Here is a 17,039-nt window from a genome sequence, read left to right as displayed (position 1 = left end):
GATCAGATTGCTACCGCGCACGCTGGGTTTTGCGGCAAAGAGCGGGATTATATCCATTAAATGCAGCCTGTGCAGCCGTAAGACTGCACAGACTGACACACGATGCATTCCGCCATCACGGCTAGGCCATGACGACGCAACTCCCTTCCTTCAGGCTGTGCACAACGCAGACAACCCGCACCAGCCCGCTGAAATTCTTCACCCCGCCGTGACGCAAATGCACTTCTCGATCCACGTGAGACAACAACGCACTGACCGAACAGCAATTGATCCTGGCCATTTCCCCCAAAATATCCCAATACACCTGCTCAAGCCGCAAGCAGGTGGCAAAGCCATTCAAGCGTACGGATCGGGATAATGGCTGGGCCAGGCCCATATCGAACTCACTGACAAACGGATCGATCCTTACATCCTTGAATGAACCGTTCCTCCCCTCGCTTCGCCTGTCTTCATAAACCATACCGTTGACACTCCTTTGCCATCCCTGGTTCTTATAAGAGTCATGCTGTGATTCTTATAAAAGCGCAGGCGCAAAGTTATATCCAGATGACTTTTTGACCATCCACGTAGGATAAGCCAACAACTGAAGGCGGATCATGGAGACCGTCCTAGTCCGGACAATTTCCTACACCTACTGACGTAAGATCATTCAACGAAGAGAGGCCGAAACGACAGCGCGCGGATAACACCTGCAAGGCACCATCCGCGCACTGAACGCGTTACTCATCCAGCAAGGCGCGCAACATCCATGCGGTTTTCTCGTGAACCTGCATACGCTGGGTCAGCAAATCCGCCGTGGGCTCGTCGCTGACTTTGTCGAGCAGGGGAAAGATCCCCCGCGCCGTACGCGTGACGGCCTCCTGCCCTTCGACCAGTTGCTTGATCATGCCTTCTGCGCTGGGCACGCCCGGCTCCTCCTTGATAGAAGAAAGGCGCGCATAAATGGAATAGGCACCCGGAGCAGGAAAGCCCAGCGCGCGAATGCGCTCGGCAATCGAATCGACCGCCAGGGCCAACTCGTTATATTGCTCCTCGAACATCAGGTGCAGGGTCCGAAACATGGGACCGGTGACATTCCAGTGGAAATTATGGGTTTTCAAATAAAGTACATAAGTGTCCGACAGCAGACGCGAAAGTCCGTCGACGATGGACTTGCGATCCTCTTCACTGATACCGATATCGATTGCCATGCTTTTCCCCTAAAGGTGATCAAATTCATCCGACAGGTGCAGGACCACTCTAGCAAGCCTGTCGCCACACCGCAGGCGGGAATGCCCCCGCTCCCTGCGACATATCGCCCCCGATGCACCGCTGGACTCCCTGATTTGAGTAGCCGCAAGCTTTGCTGTTAAATAGGCAGTGTGTCGCAAAGCCCTATTTTTCCGGGCGTTGCGCATAGGCTGATAACGAGTACGTGCCCAACGCCTCTTATTGTTCTGAAGCGAACCGTGCTCTATCAGCTCTTCCTTGTGATCCGTCTTAACGTGAGTTAATCAAAATGTTGAAAATCGTCCACCTGCTAATGGGCGCAGCGGCCCTGCTGCTGTCCTTCATCCCTAGCCTGCGATCCGAAGCTGTTCCTTACCTGCAACAACCCGATGCGCTTTACCTGGCCTTTTTCGGCCTGCTCAACCTTACCCTCGCACCTGTAATCCCTTACTGGAACAAAGGCCCGCGTCATCAACTGCAAAACCTGGTCAGCGCCCTGCTGGTTCTGACTGTCGTATTGCAAACCCTGACGCTGCTCGCGCCGATGCCTGTCATCGCCGGTCAACCTGCCGTACTGTTCAGCCTGGTGGCGGCCCTGATCGCCGTGCTTCTTCATCTGGCCATCAGCTTCTACAAATCTTCACCGGCCACCGCTTCGCCAAGCTATGACATGACCAACCGCGATACCGGCACCGTGAAGTGGTTCAACACTTCCAAAGGCTTCGGGTTTATTTCCCGTGATTCCGGCGATGATATTTTCGTGCATTTCCGGGCCATTCGTGGCGAGGGTCATCGCGTCCTGGTCGAAGGCCAGCGCGTGGAGTTCTCCGTCATGAATCGTGACAAGGGCCTGCAAGCCGAAGACGTGATCGCCGCTCTTCCGCGACGCTGATTCAAGGCTAAAAAAAAACCGCGAACAGCCAGGCTGCTCGCGGTTTTTTTACGCCTGCATGTTCAGTAATGCGGCGGTGGCGCTTCTTCTTCGAACGTTTCGAACTGGCCGGCCATTTCCTCCTGGCGCTTGAGCAAGGCCGCCATTTGCAGTTGCAGACGCTCAACGGCACGCTGCTGCGTCGCCAGCACATCGCTCAATGCCTGGATGGTGTCATCCTGAAAGGCCAGCTGGCTCTCCAGATCGGTAACGCGTTCTTCCAGGCTCATGATTCAACCCTCCAGAAACGTAAAATCATCGGTCAACACCAGGCGCAGCCGCTCGCGAATCACCGCGATCTGCTCTGCACTGTAAGGCTTCGCCGGGTGCTTGCCCCAGACCGGGGCCGGCCAGGCGGCATCCTCACGCTTGCGCACAATCACATGCATGTGTAACTGACTGACGACGTTACCCAGGGCCGCGACGTTCAATTTATCCGCGTCGAACGAGTCCTTGAGCATTTCCGCCAGCGCAGTCGTTTCCTTCCAGAGCTGCACCTGATCAGCGACATCCAACTGAAATATCTCGCTGATATCGTCGCGACGAGGTACCAGGATGAACCACGGGTAGTTCGAATCATTGGACAACAGCAACCGGCTGAGCGGGAAATCCCCGATCGGTAACGTGTCTTGTTGAAGTCGTGGATCTAAAGCGAACACTGCGCGCACTCCCGTCTAGTCATCATTTTCAGCTTAGCGCCCCTCCACGCAGGACGACGCACCAAGCGACAGGACGGCAGCATACCTGTGAACACCACCGCCTTCACGACGAACCACGGCCGAAGGCCCATCGAAATTCGAGCGACCTGCAGAATGCGCGCCCCGACATGAGACATTTTTCGCAAGGGCGCACCATTACAGAACCGATGATCATGCAAAAAACGCTGAAATGACTGACAGACAACGACCTGTTCGCAATCACTCAGCAGTCATGCTGTATGAATTCAGTACAGCGATTAAAATTTTTTGCACCAAAACCGCACAGTGCGTCTACGCTGAGTGCGTCGGGTATCCGCCAATTACCCACTGGCGGGGTGAACCGGTAACGTTTTTGTTTGTCACGCAGTCGGCCAGGAGGGCGCAACACGATGCAAACCGTGGCGTCAAGCCCCATTAAAAGGTGCTTGTAACCCCCGGTTTTATGAGGTTTTTACGGTAACACGCAGGCGTTCAGAAAAAAAAACAGCAGTTTTCTGATTTGTGCACGCTTGTTGCATTCACACTCACATCGCCTGCAATGCAACCACTGGAAGTGGAAGCCTTCAGGCAAATAAAAACAGTGGCAGGGTTGCCCGATGGAGATTCAAACGTTTCACCAGGGACTCTTTTTACCGATGCTCACGCCTTGGAAAACAGCGATGACGTTGTCATTCCGGTTGCATTGGGGCTGTAAATTTGCGACATCTACCAAGCTGTTTGCGACGGGGTCGTAAAGAAGCTGAAAGGATAGATACGCAAGTATCGCCAACATGGTCGGCGTGATATAAGTTTGCGCCGACACAAAAAGAAAGAGCCGCCCAGATAATAAAACAGGTGGGACGGCAGTACTCTTCTAAAACCAAAGGAGCAAATCACGATGCGCGTGATGAAGTGGAGCATGATCGCACTGGCAGTTGCAGCAGCAGCCAGTACTCAAGTGGCTACGGCCGCACCTTTCGTAAGTGACCAGGCTGAAGCCAAAGGTTTTGTTGAAGACAGCTCGTTGAACTTGCTGGTCCGCAACTACTACTTCAACCGTGACAACAAAGACGGCGCCCGCGACGTCAAAGACTGGACCCAAGGTCTCTGGGGCACCTACAACTCCGGCTACACCCAAGGTACTGTCGGCGTTGGTGTTGATGCATTCGGTTACCTGGCCATCAAACTGGATGGCGGCGATGGCACTTCCGGTTCGGGCAACATGAGCCGTAGCGACGTCGTAAACGCCAACGGTGGCCGCAACGTCAACGACAGCCAGGGTAAAGCAGGCGCGGCCATTAAATTCCGCGTTTCCAAAACCGAGCTGAAAATCGGCGACATGTCGCCAAGCACTGCTCCAGTGTTTGCTGTTGGCGGTTCCCGTATCCTTCCTCAAGTTGCCAGCGGTATCCAACTGCAGAGCAGCGAAGTCAAAGACCTTGACCTCGAAGCCGGCCACTTCTACTCGGGCTCCAGCCAGGACAAAAACTCCCGCGACGGCGACCTGTTTGCAAACTATGCTGGCGTGAAAGCCAAAAGCATGGACTACTTCGGTGGCAAGTACGGCATTACCGACAACCTGTCCGCATCGCTGTATGGCGCCCAGCTGGAAGACATCTGGAACCAGTACTACGCCAACGTGAACCTCACCACTCCATTTGGTGGTGACACGTCGCTGAACACTGACTTCAACATCTATCGCACCACCGATACCGGTGATTCGAAAGCTGGTGACATCAGCAACACCGCATTCTCGCTGGCAACTGCTCTCTCGTTCCTGAAAGCGCACACCATCACCCTGGCCTTCCAAAAGGTTAATGGCGATACCCCGTTCGACTACGTCGGTATCGGCAAGAACAACCGCGGTGGCGACTCGATCTTCCTCGCCAACTCCATCCAGTACTCTGACTTCAACGCCCCTGGCGAGAAGTCTGCCCAGATCCGTTACGATCTGAAAATGGCTGAGTACGGCGTTCCAGGTCTGAGCTTCATGACCCGTTACGTGAAAGGTTGGGACATCGACGGTACCAACACCCCAGCAGGCAGCGCTTACACCGGCCTGTACGGTGAAGATGGCAAGCACAACGAAACCAACTTCGAAGCCAAGTACGTTGTTCAGTCTGGCCCGGCAAAAGATCTGTCCGTTCGCTTCCGTCAAGCCTGGCACTTTGCTAACGCCGACGAAGGTGAAGGCGACGTGAAAGAGTTCCGTGTGATCGTCGACTACCCACTGTCGATTTTGTAATCGCATCCAGTTAGTTTGCGGTAACAAATAAAAAAGGCCCATCTTCGGATGGGCCTTTTTGTTGCCTGCGTGTTGCTTACTGCACCGCAGATTCCTGCACCACACGAATCACCCGTTGTGGAAACGGGATATCGATACCGGCCGTTTTCAACCGGTCACGGGACTGTTCGTTAAACATGAACATCACATCCCAATAATCCGCCGTCTTCACCCACACTCGCAGGGAAACAGTGATCGAACTGTCGCCCAGGGTAGAAATGACAGCTTGCGGAGCCGGCTCAGCCAGGATGCGATCATCCTTGGCCAGATCCAGCAATACTTCACGGGCTTTCTGCAAGTCCGCTTCGTAATCCACGCCCACATCAAACACAACCTTGCGGGTGGGTTGACGGTTAGTGTTGGTGATAATGCCGTTCGACAAGTTGCCGTTCGGGACGATGATGGTCTTGTTATCGCCAGTGCGCAGTACGGTGTGGAAAATCTGAATGCTGTCGACCGTACCGGCAACACCTTGAGCTTCGATCCAGTCACCAATACGGAACGGACGGAACAACAGAATCAGCACGCCACCGGCGAAGTTCGCCAGGCTGCCCTGCAACGCCAGACCGATGGCCAGACCGGCCGCACCGATTGCAGCAACGAAGGAGGTGGTTTCGACACCGATCATCGACGCCACGCTGACGATCAGCAAGATCTTCAGAATAATGTTCGCCAGGCTGCTGATGAAGCCTTGCAGCGCCAGGTCAGCGTTACGCAACGCGATCAGGCCGCCCAGCTTCTGCGTCACTTTGTTGATCAACCACCAGCCGATGGCCAGGGTGATGATCGCCAGCAGCACCCGGCTGCCGTATTCCATGATCATCGGAATCCAGGCTTGGGACGCCTTGACCAGGTTGTCCACTTCAGCATTCAAGTCCATCTACATTCTCCTGATTTCCGGCCACACGGCACGCGAAAAAAATAAGCGGCAGAAAGGCTGCTCCCGTTCGGGGACAGCCTTTCTGCCGCTGCTTGGGCCTCGGACGCCGAAAACGCCGAGAGGTTCCCGCCTGAAAAAATCAGTCGCGGAAGTTGTTGAACTGCAACGGCATGTCGAATGTCTTGGCGCGCAGGGCTGCGATGGCTTCCTGCAAATCGTCACGCTTCTTGCCGGTAATGCGCACTTGCTCGCCCTGAATGGCGGCCTGCACCTTGAGCTTGGCGTCCTTGACGTGAGCGACGATTTTCTTTGCCAGCTCTTTGTCGATGCCTTCCTTGAGAACGGCTTCCTGCTTCATCAGCTTGCCCGACGCATAGGCATCCTTGACTTCAAGGCACTGCACGTCGATCTTGCGCTTGACCAGCGCCAGCTTGAGGATCTCAATCATTGCTTCGAGCTGGAAATCGGCTTCAGCGGTCAGGTTGACGGTCAGGTCCTTTTCCTTGAACTCGAAGGTGCCCTTGCCTTTCAGGTCATAACGACGATCGAGTTCCTTGACGGCGTTCTCGACCGCGTTGGTGACTTCGTGTTTGTCCAGTTCGGATACCACGTCGAACGACGGCATGTAATCTCTCCAATAAAGGGCGCGCTCGATCAAGATGGAGCACGCCTGGCTTGCGGTTAAAATCCGCGCTGATTATAACGGGTCTTTCCCATCATTCACTGCGAGCGTCCGATGCGCGCCTTAAACAGAGCAAAAAGCTGATGTCCACCACCTGGCATGTTCTAGGCGCCGGCAGCCTCGGCACTTTATGGGCCACGCGTCTGGCGCGGGCCGGGGTGCCGGTCCGGCTGATCGTGCGGGATGCGCCGCGCTTGCAGGCTTATCAGGCTGCGGGCGGCTTGACGCTGGTGGAGCACGGCGAAGCAACAACGTATGCCATCCCCGGCGAAACTACTGACAGCGATGAGCCGATCAACCGCCTGCTGGTGGCCTGCAAAGCCTACGATGCCGAGCAAGCCGTGGCCCGGCTGGCGCCGCGCCTCACGTCCGGTGCCGAATTGATCCTGTTGCAGAACGGCCTTGGCAGTCAGGACGCCGTTGCGGCGCAGGTGCCGCAAGCGCGCTGCATTTTTGCTTCGAGCACCGAAGGCGCGTATCGCGACGGTGACTGGCGCGTGGTATTCGCCGGTCACGGTTACACCTGGCTGGGGGATGCCGGTCATCCCGTGGCGCCGATATGGCTGGATGACGTGAGCGCCGCCGGGATTCCCCACGAGTGGAGCACCGACATTCTGACCCGGCTTTGGCGGAAACTGGCACTCAACTGCGCGATCAATCCACTGACGGTGTTGCACGATTGCCGCAATGGCGGCTTGCAGGACCACCATTGCGAAGTCGCGACCCTCTGCGGCGAACTGACCGAGCTGCTTGAACGCTGTGGCCAGCCGGCCGCCGCCGAAAACCTCCAGCCGGAAGTGGAACGGGTGATCCACGCCACCGCAGCCAATTTCTCGTCGATGTATCAGGACGTTGCGAATCAACGCCGTACCGAAATCAGCTACCTGTTGGGCTATGTGTGCAAAGTGGCTTCGCGACACCAACTGAACCTGCCGCACCTCAATCAGCTTGAATCACGCTTGATCGCCCATCTGCACAGCCTTGGATTGCCCAGCGACTGAGCAGCGGCTACGCTGGCCACTTGTTCCTTTTCAGCGATAAACCTGATGCCATTGCGCCAGCGCCTTGAAAACCTTCCCGTCGGCCAGAAACTGCTGGCCGCCCTGCTGGTGCTGTTGACCACCGTTTTGCTGGTCGCCAACCTGACCTTTATCAGCGCCGCGTACTACATTTCCCAGGAAAGCATGGCGCCCCAGGCCTTGCAGACCATCGGCCGACTGGTATCCAACCCGAGCCTGGTGGCTGAAGCGCTGCAGTCACCACAAAATGCCGAGCGACTGCTCAATGAGCTCAACAGCTATTCACCGCTGCGCGCGGCAGCCCTGTATGACGGCAAGGGCGAAAGGCTGGCGCAGTTGCAACGTGGCGATCATTTGGGCCTGCCAGCGCGTTACCGCCACATCGAATCCTGGCAAGCCACCGAATTTCGCAGCAACCAAGTGATCACCCTGCCCCGCCCCGGCACCGCGCCCGGCCATCTGCTGCTGGTCGCCAGCAGCGAACTGCCGATGGCCTTCTACACCGGGACCCTGACTGCCAGCCTCGGCATTCTGATCTTCAGCGTGCTGTTATGGCTGGTGATCGCCCGGCAGATCAAACGCCTGATTACCCGGCCGATCCATCAACTCGAAGAGCTGTCCCGGCAAGTGACCCGAGAGGAGAACTACGCCCTGCGCGCCTCACGCGGCAACCATGACGAAATCGGCAGCCTGGCCGAGGCGTTCAACACCATGCTCTCGCGCATCGAGGCACGGGAGCAGCAACTCAAACGGGCACGGGACGAATCCCAGGCCGCTTACGATCAGGCCCAGGGCCTGGCCGAAGAAACCCGCCACACCAACCGCAAACTGGAACTCGAAGTCCAGGTGCGCAGCAAGATCGAGAAGAAACTCACCGGGTTCCAGAATTACCTCAACAGCATCATCGACTCCATGCCGTCGGCGCTGATCGCCCTCGACGAGCAGCTCTACGTGACGCAGTGGAATCAGGAGGCCAGCGCCCTCTCCGGCACACGCCTGGATGAAGCGCTGAATCAGCCGATCTTCCTTGCGTTCGAACCGCTCAAACCGTTTCTGCCGCAGCTCAAGCAAACCGTCGAGCAGCACACGGTCGCGAAGATCGAGCGCGTGACCTGGCTCAAGGACGATGAACCCAAGCATTACGCCCTGACCTTTTACCCGCTGATGGGCGGCGCCGGTCGTGGCGTGGTGATCCGCATCGACGACATCACCCAGCGCCTGTCGCTGGAGGAAATGATGGTGCAGTCAGAAAAAATGCTCTCGGTTGGCGGCCTCGCCGCCGGCATGGCCCACGAAATCAACAACCCGCTTGGCGCAATCCTGCACAACGTGCAGAACATTCGTCGACGCCTGTCCCCGGACTTGCCAAAAAACCTCGAACAGGCCGAACAAGTCGGCGTTGAGCTGGATACGGTCAACGAGTACCTGAAAGTACGTGAGGTGCCGCAGCTGCTCGACGGCATTCAACAGGCTGGCGCCCGGGCGGCGAAAATCGTCACCCACATGCTCAGCTTCAGCCGCCGCAGCACCCGGCAAATGGCGCCGTGCGATTTGCCGGCGCTGATCGATCAAGCCGTGGAAATCGCCGGCAACGACTTTGACCTGGCGATTGGCTTTGACTTCAAGGGTCAGGCGATCATTCGTCAGTTCGACCCCGCTCTGGGCCCCGTGCCCGGCACCGCCAACGAACTTGAGCAAGTGCTGCTCAACCTGCTGAAAAACGCCGCGCAAGCCATTCACCAGCGCGAGGACGGCTGTGAGCCGGGACGGATCATCCTGCGGACCAAACTCAATCCACCGTGGGCGGAAATCCAGGTCGAGGACAATGGCATCGGCATGAGCGAGAGCGTGCGCAAACGCACCTTCGAACCCTTCTTCACCACCAAGGAAATCGGTCAGGGCACCGGGCTTGGCTTGTCGGTTTCGTATTTCATCATCACCAACAACCACAAGGGTCAGATGGAAGTGCAATCGACCCTGGGCCAGGGCACGTGTTTCACCTTGCGCCTGCCGTTGACGAGCACCCCGCTCGTTTCTCAAGAACTCAATCATCTTTCGAGGTAACCATGGGCTTTCGCTTGTCGAAGATCTACACCCGCACCGGCGACAAAGGCGAAACCGGACTGGGAGACGGCCGCCGCGTGCCCAAGGACCACCCGCGGATCGAAGCCATTGGCGAAGTCGATTCATTGAACAGCCAGGTCGGCGTGCTGTTGGCCGGGCTCGAAGCGGAACGTGAAAAGTTTCCCGGATTAAACGAAGTGATCGAGGTATTGGCGCCTTGCCAGCATCGGTTGTTCGATCTCGGTGGCGAACTGGCCATGCCGGAATATCAGGCGTTGAATGCAGCAGAAATCGAACGCCTGGAAGCAGCGATCGATGTGTGGAATGAAGAGCTGGGGCCCTTGGAGAATTTCATTCTGCCGGGCGGTTCGGCGCTGATTGCGCAAGCACATGTGTGTCGAAGCCTGGCGCGCAGTGCCGAGCGCCGGTGTCAGCATTTGAATGCGCTTGAACCGTTGGCCGGGGTTGGCCTGGCGTACATCAATCGGTTGTCGGATCTGTTGTTTGTGGTGGCGCGGGTGATTGCCAGGCGTCAGGGGATTGCGGAGATTTTGTGGCAGCCTGCTGCGAAACCCGGGGTTTAAGCGGCACTCTTAAGGACGCCTTCGCGGGCAAGCCTCGCTCCTACTGGAGAATGCATATCCCTGTAGGAGCGAGGCTTGCCCGCGAATAGGCCGGCAGCTACACCAAAGAATCCGGCCAGAACGCCCGAATCCCCGCCACACCTTGGGCGCCTGCCGCCCAAGCCTGATCAACTTGCGCCGGTCCAACACCACCGAGCAAGAACACCGGCTTGCTGAAACCTTCGATCAACGTTGCAGCCTGCTCCCAACCCAGCGGCTGAGCCCCCGGATGCGTCAGGGTCGGCTGCACCGGCGACAGGGTCACAAAGTCCACGCCCATCTGCTCGGCCAGCGCCAGTTCCTCGGCGTTATGGCAGGACGCCGCCAACCAGCGCGACGCCGGCAGCGGACGACCGGCCGCTGCGTATTTGCGCAGCTGTGCCGAGGTGATGTGCCAACCGGCCGAAGGGAAATCGCCCAACCATTCGAACGGTCCCTTGATCATCAACTGCGCCTTGCCGGCACACAGCCCGGCTGCGTCCACCGCCAGATCACGGTATTTCGGGTCGTAGCCGTTGGGCGCCCGCAGCTGGATCAACTTGATGCCGTTGGCGATGGCTTTCTGAATACCGCGCAGCAGCGCGGGGGTTTCCAGATCTTCAGGCGTAATCAGGTAAGCCGCAGGCAATCGCGCCGCCGCAACGATTGGCTGGTTGGCGGCCGGAAACTCATAGCCCGGCAGATCACGCGGCGCCACCCATTCCAAAGGCTGGCCTTCGGCACCGTGAGGTTCGCCGGAAAAGTCCGAGACCTCCCAGACATCCAGCAGCACTTGTTTGTCCGGATAGTCATGACGGACCTTGATCAGCGGTCGCGCGGCATTGACCACAATTCCCAGCTCTTCATGAAGCTCACGGGCCAGCGCAGTTTCCACGGATTCGTCGGCCTCGACCTTGCCACCCGGGAATTCCCAAAGACCGCCCTGATGCTGAGTGTCGGCGCGCCGGGCGATAAGGATCTTGCCGCTGCTCTCGCGGATAACCGCGGCGGCTACGTGTACTCGTTTCACTGCCCGACCTCCTCCAGACCCGCCTTTTGCCAGGCCTTGAAGGCTGGCCATTGGTAGATCGTTTCGACGTAGGCCTCGTCCGCCACCGGCAATTTCACCTGGTAGGTGCGAAGGCGCACGGCAATCGGTGCGAAGAAGGCATCGGCCAGGGTCGCGCGGCCAAACAGGTATGGACCGGTTTCGGTCGCGGCTGCGCGGCACTCGGCCCACAACGCCAACATGCGTTCGATGTCCGCCTGGACGTCAGCCGGGACCGGCGACAAAGGTGCGTCGCGGCTCAGGTCAAACGGCATGTTGCCGCGCATGGCGAAGAAGCCGGCGTGCATCTGTGCACAGGCCGAACGTGCCTGGGCGCGGGCCGCGACGTCTTTGGGCCAGAGGCCGGCGTGAGGGAATTGTTCGGCCAGGTACTCGGCAATCGCCAGGGAATCGGCGATGGTGCCGTGCTCGGTTTTCAGCAACGGGACTTTGCCGGTCGGCGAATGCTTGAGCAACTGCTCGCGAGTGTCCGGCTGGTTCAGTTTGATCAATTCTTCGGTGTACGGGGCGCCGGCCAAGTCAAGGGCCAGGGCGCCGCGCAGGGACCAGGAGGAATGCAATTTGTCGCCGATGATCAGGTGGAGGCTCATGTTCGGGACCTTTTGATGAGGGGGGACAGGCCAGAATCTTTGGTGTCTGATCGGACCTCTTCGCGGGCAAGCCTCGCTCCTACAGGGATTGCGCGATCCTTGTAGGAGCGAGGCTTGCCCGCGAAAGCGATCTGTCTTACGTACGGTACTCGGCGTTGATCTTCACGTATTCGTGGGACAGGTCCGTGGTCCAGATGGTTTCGCTGCAATCGCCGCGACCCAGTTCGATACGGATGGTGATTTCTTCCTGCTGCATCACCGCTGCGCCCTGGGCTTCGGTGTAGGTCGATGCGCGGGCGCCACGGCTGGCGATGCAGACTTCGCCGAGGAACACGTCGATCTTGCTCACGTCCAGATTCGGTACGCCGGCACGGCCAACGGCAGCCAGGATGCGGCCCCAGTTAGGGTCGGATGCGAACAGCGCGGTCTTGATCAGCGGCGAGTGCGCCACGGTGTAACCGACGTCCAGGCATTCCTGGTGATTGCCGCCGCCGTTGACTTCAACGGTGACGAACTTGGTCGCGCCTTCGCCGTCACGCACGATGGCCTGGGCCACGTCCATGCACACTTCGAACACAGCCTGTTTCAGCTTGGCGAACAGTTCACCACTGGCGGAGGTGATTTCCGGCAGTGCCGCCTGACCGGTAGCGATCAGCATGCAGCAGTCGTTGGTCGAGGTGTCGCCGTCGATGGTGATGCGGTTGAACGACTTGTTGGCGCCGTCCAGCAACAGGTTTTGCAACACGTCGCGGGAGACTTTGGCGTCGGTGGCGATGTAACCGAGCATGGTCGCCATGTTCGGACGGATCATGCCCGCGCCTTTGCTGATGCCGGTAACGGTGATGGTCACGCCGTCATGCTCGAACTGGCGGCTGGCGCCCTTCGGCAGGGTATCGGTGGTCATGATGCCGGTGGCGGCAGCTTCCCAGTTGTTCACCGACAGGTCGTCGAGAGCGGCTTGCAGCGCGCCTTCGATTTTCTCGACCGGCAGCGGTTCGCCGATCACACCGGTGGAGTACGGCAGCACCAGGCTGGCATCGACGCCGGTCAGTTCGGCCAGTTTCGCGCAGGTGCGCTCGGCGGCGGCCAGACCCGGCTCGCCGGTGCCGGCGTTGGCGTTGCCGGTGTTGGTCAGCAGGTAACGCACCGGACCTTGCACACGCTGCTTGGCCAGGATCACCGGAGCGGCGCAAAAGGCGTTCAGGGTAAACACGCCTGCCACGGTGGAGCCTTCGGCGCAGCGCATGACCACGACATCCTTGCGTCCAGGACGCTTGATGCCGGCCGAGGCGATACCGAGTTCAAAACCGGCAACCGGGTGCAACGTTGGCAAAGGACCAAGACCAACAGCCATGAATGCGCTCCTTAATAAATGATGTCTGCACCGCTTTCAGGAAGAACGGTGGTGTAAATGGCAAAACGCCGCGACGGCTGATGCCGGTCGCGGCGCGGGTATTTCAGCGTATGAAACGGGTTTTACTGGATCTGCCCGTGGCAATGCTTGAACTTCTTGCCCGAACCGCAGTAGCACAGTTCGTTACGGCCCAGCTTCTGTTCATTGCGAACCGGTGCGGTGGCGAGGGCTACATCGAGCTCTTCACCCAGCTGTTCCGGTTGATCAAGACCAGGCGCTTCAGCGTGCTCGAACTGCATGCGCGCCGCCAGTGCTTCGGCTTCCTGGCGCAGGCGTTGCTCTTCTTCGATCGGATCTTCGCGGCGAACCTGAACGTGCGACAGCACACGGATCGAGTCGCGCTTGATCGAATCCAGCAGCTCGGAGAACAGCGTGAACGACTCGCGCTTGTACTCTTGCTTCGGGTTCTTCTGCGCATAGCCACGCAAGTGGATGCCGTGACGCAGGTGGTCCATGGTCGACAGGTGGTCTTTCCACAGGTCGTCCAGCACGCGCAGCACGATTTGCTTCTCGAAGGTGCGCAGCGCGTCGGCGCCCGCCTGGTCTTCTTTCTCGTTGTACGCCGCGATGAGCTCCTGCATCAGCTTCTCGCGCAGGGTTTCTTCGTACAGGTGATCGTCTTCGTCGAGCCATTGCTGGATCGGCAGCGCCACACCGAAGTCGCTCTGCAACGCTGCTTCCAGACCAGACACGTCCCACTGCTCAGGCAGCGACTGCGGTGGAATGTGGGCGCTGACGGTAGCGTTGAGTACGTCCTGACGGAAGTCGGCGATGGTTTCACCGATGTTGTCGGCGGCTAGCAACGTGTTGCGCATGTGATAGATCACTTTACGCTGTTCGTTGTTGACGTCATCGAACTCGAGCAGTTGTTTACGAATGTCGAAGTTGCGACCTTCAACCTTGCGCTGAGCCTTCTCGATGGCGTTGGTCACCATGCGGTGCTCGATCGCTTCACCGGACTGCATGCCCAATGCTTTCATGAAGTTCTTCACCCGGTCAGAGGCGAAGATGCGCATCAGGCTGTCTTCCAGCGACAGGTAGAAACGGCTGGAACCGGCGTCACCCTGACGACCGGCACGACCACGCAACTGGTTGTCGATACGGCGCGATTCGTGACGTTCGGACGCAATCACCTGCAAGCCACCCGACTCCAGCACTTGCTGGTGACGCTTCTGCCAGTCGGCCTTGATCTGGGCAATCTGCTCCGGCGTCGGGTCTTCCAGAGACGCGACTTCCACTTCCCAGTTGCCGCCCAACAGAATGTCGGTACCACGACCGGCCATGTTGGTGGCGATGGTCAGTGCGCCTGGACGACCGGCCTGGGCAATGATTTCGGCTTCTTTTTCGTGGAACTTGGCGTTCAGGACCTTGTGTTCGATGCCTTCCTTCTGCAGCAGCGCAGACATGTGCTCGGAAGTTTCGATGGTTGCAGTACCCACCAGCACCGGACGGCCGTGAGTCATGCACTCCTTGATGTCGTTGATGATCGCCGCGTATTTCTCTTCGGCGGTCAGGAACACCAGGTCGTTGTAGTCTTTACGCGCCAAAGGCTTGTTCGGCGGGATCACCATGACCTGCAGGCCGTAGATCTGGTGGAATTCGAACGCTTCGGTGTCTGCGGTACCGGTCATGCCGGACAACTTGTTGTACAGACGGAAGTAGTTCTGGAACGTGGTCGACGCCAACGTCTGGCTTTCGGCCTGGATGTTCAGGTTTTCCTTGGCTTCGATAGCCTGGTGCAGGCCTTCGGACAAACGGCGACCCGGCATGGTACGACCGGTGTGTTCGTCGACCAGGACAACCTGACCGTCCTGCACGATGTATTCAACGTTGCGGTTGAACAGCTTGTGCGCACGCAGGCCGGCATAGACGTGGGTCAGCAGGCCCAGGTTATGCGCCGAATACAGGCTCTCGCCTTCAGCCAGCAGGCCGACGCGGGTCAGCATGTCTTCGATGAACTGGTGACCGGCTTCGTTGAGTTCGACCTGACGGGTCTTCTCGTCGACGGTGTAATGGCCGGCCTTGGTGACTTCGCCTTCGACTTCTTCGACGTGCAATTGCAGCTGCGGGATCAGTTTGTTGATCTCGATGTACAGCTTCGAGCTGTCCTCGGCCTGACCGGAAATGATCAGCGGGGTACGGGCTTCGTCGATGAGGATGGAGTCGACTTCGTCGATCACGGCAAAGTTGAGTTCGCGCTGGAATTTTTCTTCCATGCTGAACGCCATGTTGTCGCGCAGGTAGTCGAAACCGAATTCGTTGTTGGTGCCGTAGGTGATGTCGGCGGCGTAGGCCTGACGTTTCTCTTCCGGCGGCTGGAAAGGTGTAACCACACCGACCGTCATGCCGAGGAATTCGTAGAGCGGACGCATCCAGTTGGCGTCACGGCGGGCCAGATAGTCGTTCACGGTAACAACGTGCACGCCTTTGCCGGACAGCGCGTTGAGGTAAACGCCCAGTGTGGCCACCAGGGTCTTGCCTTCACCGGTACGCATTTCCGCGATCATGCCTTCATGCAAGGTCATGCCGCCGATCAGCTGGACATCGAAGTGGCGCATACCCATGACGCGCTTACCGGCTTCGCGGGCGACCGCAAAGGCTTCTGGCAGCAGCTTGTCGAGGGTTTCCCCTTTGGCGATGCGGGCCTTGAACTCATCCGTCTTGGCACGCAATTGATCGTCCGAAAGGGCCACCATTTGCTCTTCGAAGGCATTGACGAGTTGCACCGTCTTGAGCATGCGTTTGACTTCACGCTCGTTCTTGCTTCCAAAAAGTTTCTTTAACAAAGGCGCAAACATATCGGCAGGATCTTCCACACTAAAGGGATGGAGGGCGGCCCCGTGAGTCGCCCGTGCAGCCCTCATGGCCGCATGCGAACGAGCATTCTACCCGGAAACGATGGTGAGGAAAGTGGCGTTGTTCCACGATGCATGCACTGCGCTGTTACGGGGCTCACTTAAAATAAGGGCTTTTTGCTGAACTTCAAGCCACTGACGGCAGAAGTTACTTGTTGATTTAATGGGTAAAGCGCGCGCAAAGCAATGGGTCGGGTGCAACCAGTGCTTTCTGCTACCATGGCGGCTCTGTTACTTCAGGTGTCTGATCATGGCATTTCGCCCTCTTACGGCCAGAGCACCCGCCGTTCTGCTTCGCGAAGCCAAACCGCTGAAAGCCATTTTTGGCCATGCTCAACGCCTGGGTCATTTACAACGCCTGCTCGAAAGCCAATTGCAGCCCGCTGCGCGCGAACATTGCCATGTGGCTTCGTGGCGCGAAGGCAGCTTGTTGCTGATTGTCACTGACGGACATTGGGCAACGCGTCTGCGCTATCAACAGAAGCGTCTGCAACGGCAGTTGCAGATGTTTGATGAGTTCGCCAGCCTGACGCGGATTCTGTTCAAGGTGCAGCCGCCGACCGTTCAGCAAGGCGCGGCCGGGCATACCATCAGTTTGTCGACGGATGCGGGGGCGACGATCCAGGCTACGGCTGAGGGGATCAGCGATCCTAATCTCAGGGCTGCCCTCGAACGACTGGCCGCTCACGCCAAACCAAAAGACTGACACGGCCCCTGTAGGAGCGAGGCTTGCCCGCGAAGAGGCCCTTGAGGGCGCCAAAAG

At 58.3% G+C, this 17,039-nt stretch carries 16 protein-coding genes; 6 read left to right on the top strand and 10 right to left on the bottom strand.

Annotated features, from left to right (window positions below; translation table 11 throughout):
* Positions 1–121 precede the first annotated feature (121 nt).
* The gene (locus KGB27_RS21445) at positions 122–460 is read right to left on the bottom strand and encodes a ribbon-helix-helix domain-containing protein (RefSeq protein ID WP_008029232.1); all 339 of its coding nucleotides are present in this window, start codon (positions 458–460) and stop codon (positions 122–124) included.
* Between the two features lie 259 nt (positions 461–719).
* On the bottom strand, positions 720–1,190 hold the full coding sequence (locus KGB27_RS21440) for a Dps family protein (protein ID WP_008029233.1): 471 nt from the start codon (positions 1,188–1,190) through the stop codon (positions 720–722).
* Between the two features lie 308 nt (positions 1,191–1,498).
* On the opposite strand from KGB27_RS21440, the gene KGB27_RS31440 reads away from it, so the two are divergent.
* On the top strand, positions 1,499–2,101 hold the full coding sequence (locus KGB27_RS31440; protein WP_008029235.1) for a cold-shock protein: 603 nt from the start codon (positions 1,499–1,501) through the stop codon (positions 2,099–2,101).
* A 62-nt stretch (positions 2,102–2,163) separates the two neighbouring features.
* Here the strand turns inward: KGB27_RS31440 and KGB27_RS21430 are convergent, their stop codons facing one another.
* On the bottom strand, positions 2,164–2,370 hold the full coding sequence (locus KGB27_RS21430; RefSeq protein ID WP_008029236.1) for a SlyX family protein: 207 nt from the start codon (positions 2,368–2,370) through the stop codon (positions 2,164–2,166).
* A gap of 3 nt (positions 2,371–2,373) precedes the next feature.
* Positions 2,374–2,799 carry an HIT domain-containing protein gene (locus KGB27_RS21425; protein ID WP_008029239.1) on the bottom strand — a complete coding sequence of 142 codons (426 nt, stop codon included), beginning with the start codon at positions 2,797–2,799 and terminating at the stop codon, positions 2,374–2,376.
* 916 nt (positions 2,800–3,715) lie between these two features.
* Here KGB27_RS21425 and KGB27_RS21420 point away from each other — a divergent pair.
* Complete coding sequence (locus KGB27_RS21420; RefSeq protein WP_008043324.1) at positions 3,716–5,062, top strand: OprD family porin; 1,347 nt, start codon at positions 3,716–3,718, stop codon at positions 5,060–5,062.
* Between the two features lie 76 nt (positions 5,063–5,138).
* Here KGB27_RS21420 and KGB27_RS21415 read toward each other — a convergent pair whose 3' ends face one another.
* A complete protein-coding gene (locus tag KGB27_RS21415; protein WP_008043325.1) occupies positions 5,139–5,981 on the bottom strand; it encodes a mechanosensitive ion channel family protein in 843 nt (280 codons plus the stop codon).
* Between the two features lie 139 nt (positions 5,982–6,120).
* Entirely contained in the window at positions 6,121–6,606 is a 486-nt protein-coding gene (locus KGB27_RS21410; RefSeq protein WP_007906601.1) for a YajQ family cyclic di-GMP-binding protein, read from the bottom strand.
* Between the two features lie 140 nt (positions 6,607–6,746).
* Here KGB27_RS21410 and KGB27_RS21405 point away from each other — a divergent pair, with 140 nt between their 5' ends.
* The 3 genes from KGB27_RS21405 to KGB27_RS21395 are packed head-to-tail and all read left to right on the top strand — an operon-like array spanning position 6,747 to position 10,330.
* Positions 6,747–7,664 (top strand): putative 2-dehydropantoate 2-reductase, encoded by a 918-nt coding sequence (locus KGB27_RS21405; protein WP_207285462.1) that lies wholly within the window; start codon positions 6,747–6,749, stop codon positions 7,662–7,664.
* A 45-nt stretch (positions 7,665–7,709) separates the two neighbouring features.
* Positions 7,710–9,746, top strand: a complete 2,037-nt coding sequence (locus KGB27_RS21400) for an ATP-binding protein (RefSeq protein ID WP_223556254.1) — start codon at positions 7,710–7,712, stop codon at positions 9,744–9,746.
* A gap of 2 nt (positions 9,747–9,748) precedes the next feature.
* Positions 9,749–10,330: a cob(I)yrinic acid a,c-diamide adenosyltransferase gene (locus KGB27_RS21395; RefSeq protein WP_223556253.1), complete on the top strand. Its 582-nt coding sequence runs from the start codon at positions 9,749–9,751 to the stop codon at positions 10,328–10,330.
* Between the two features lie 97 nt (positions 10,331–10,427).
* Here the strand turns inward: KGB27_RS21395 and KGB27_RS21390 are convergent, their stop codons facing one another.
* The 4 genes from KGB27_RS21390 to secA form a co-directional block, all read right to left on the bottom strand.
* Positions 10,428–11,378 carry a Nudix family hydrolase gene (locus KGB27_RS21390; RefSeq protein ID WP_192417096.1) on the bottom strand — a complete coding sequence of 317 codons (951 nt, stop codon included), beginning with the start codon at positions 11,376–11,378 and terminating at the stop codon, positions 10,428–10,430.
* Positions 11,375–12,007 carry a glutathione S-transferase family protein gene (locus KGB27_RS21385; protein ID WP_192229099.1) on the bottom strand — a complete coding sequence of 211 codons (633 nt, stop codon included), beginning with the start codon at positions 12,005–12,007 and terminating at the stop codon, positions 11,375–11,377. Before KGB27_RS21385 ends, KGB27_RS21390 begins: the two co-directional genes overlap by 4 nt.
* 136 nt (positions 12,008–12,143) lie before the next feature.
* On the bottom strand, positions 12,144–13,361 hold the full coding sequence (gene argJ / locus KGB27_RS21380; protein ID WP_192229098.1) for a bifunctional glutamate N-acetyltransferase/amino-acid acetyltransferase ArgJ: 1,218 nt from the start codon (positions 13,359–13,361) through the stop codon (positions 12,144–12,146).
* 122 nt (positions 13,362–13,483) lie between these two features.
* Positions 13,484–16,219: a preprotein translocase subunit SecA gene (gene secA, locus KGB27_RS21375; protein ID WP_223556252.1), complete on the bottom strand. Its 2,736-nt coding sequence runs from the start codon at positions 16,217–16,219 to the stop codon at positions 13,484–13,486.
* A 307-nt stretch (positions 16,220–16,526) separates the two neighbouring features.
* Between secA and KGB27_RS21370 the strand changes: the two genes are divergently transcribed.
* Positions 16,527–16,982 carry a DUF721 domain-containing protein gene (locus KGB27_RS21370; RefSeq protein WP_008029261.1) on the top strand — a complete coding sequence of 152 codons (456 nt, stop codon included), beginning with the start codon at positions 16,527–16,529 and terminating at the stop codon, positions 16,980–16,982.
* Positions 16,983–17,039: the final 57 nt, after the last annotated feature.

Source organism: Pseudomonas sp. BF-R-01 (assembly GCF_019946615.1).
Lineage (GTDB): Bacteria > Pseudomonadota > Gammaproteobacteria > Pseudomonadales > Pseudomonadaceae > Aquipseudomonas > Aquipseudomonas migulae.
The sequence above is the reverse complement of the archived record's forward strand: the minus strand, read 5'-3'. Positions and strand labels throughout refer to the sequence as shown.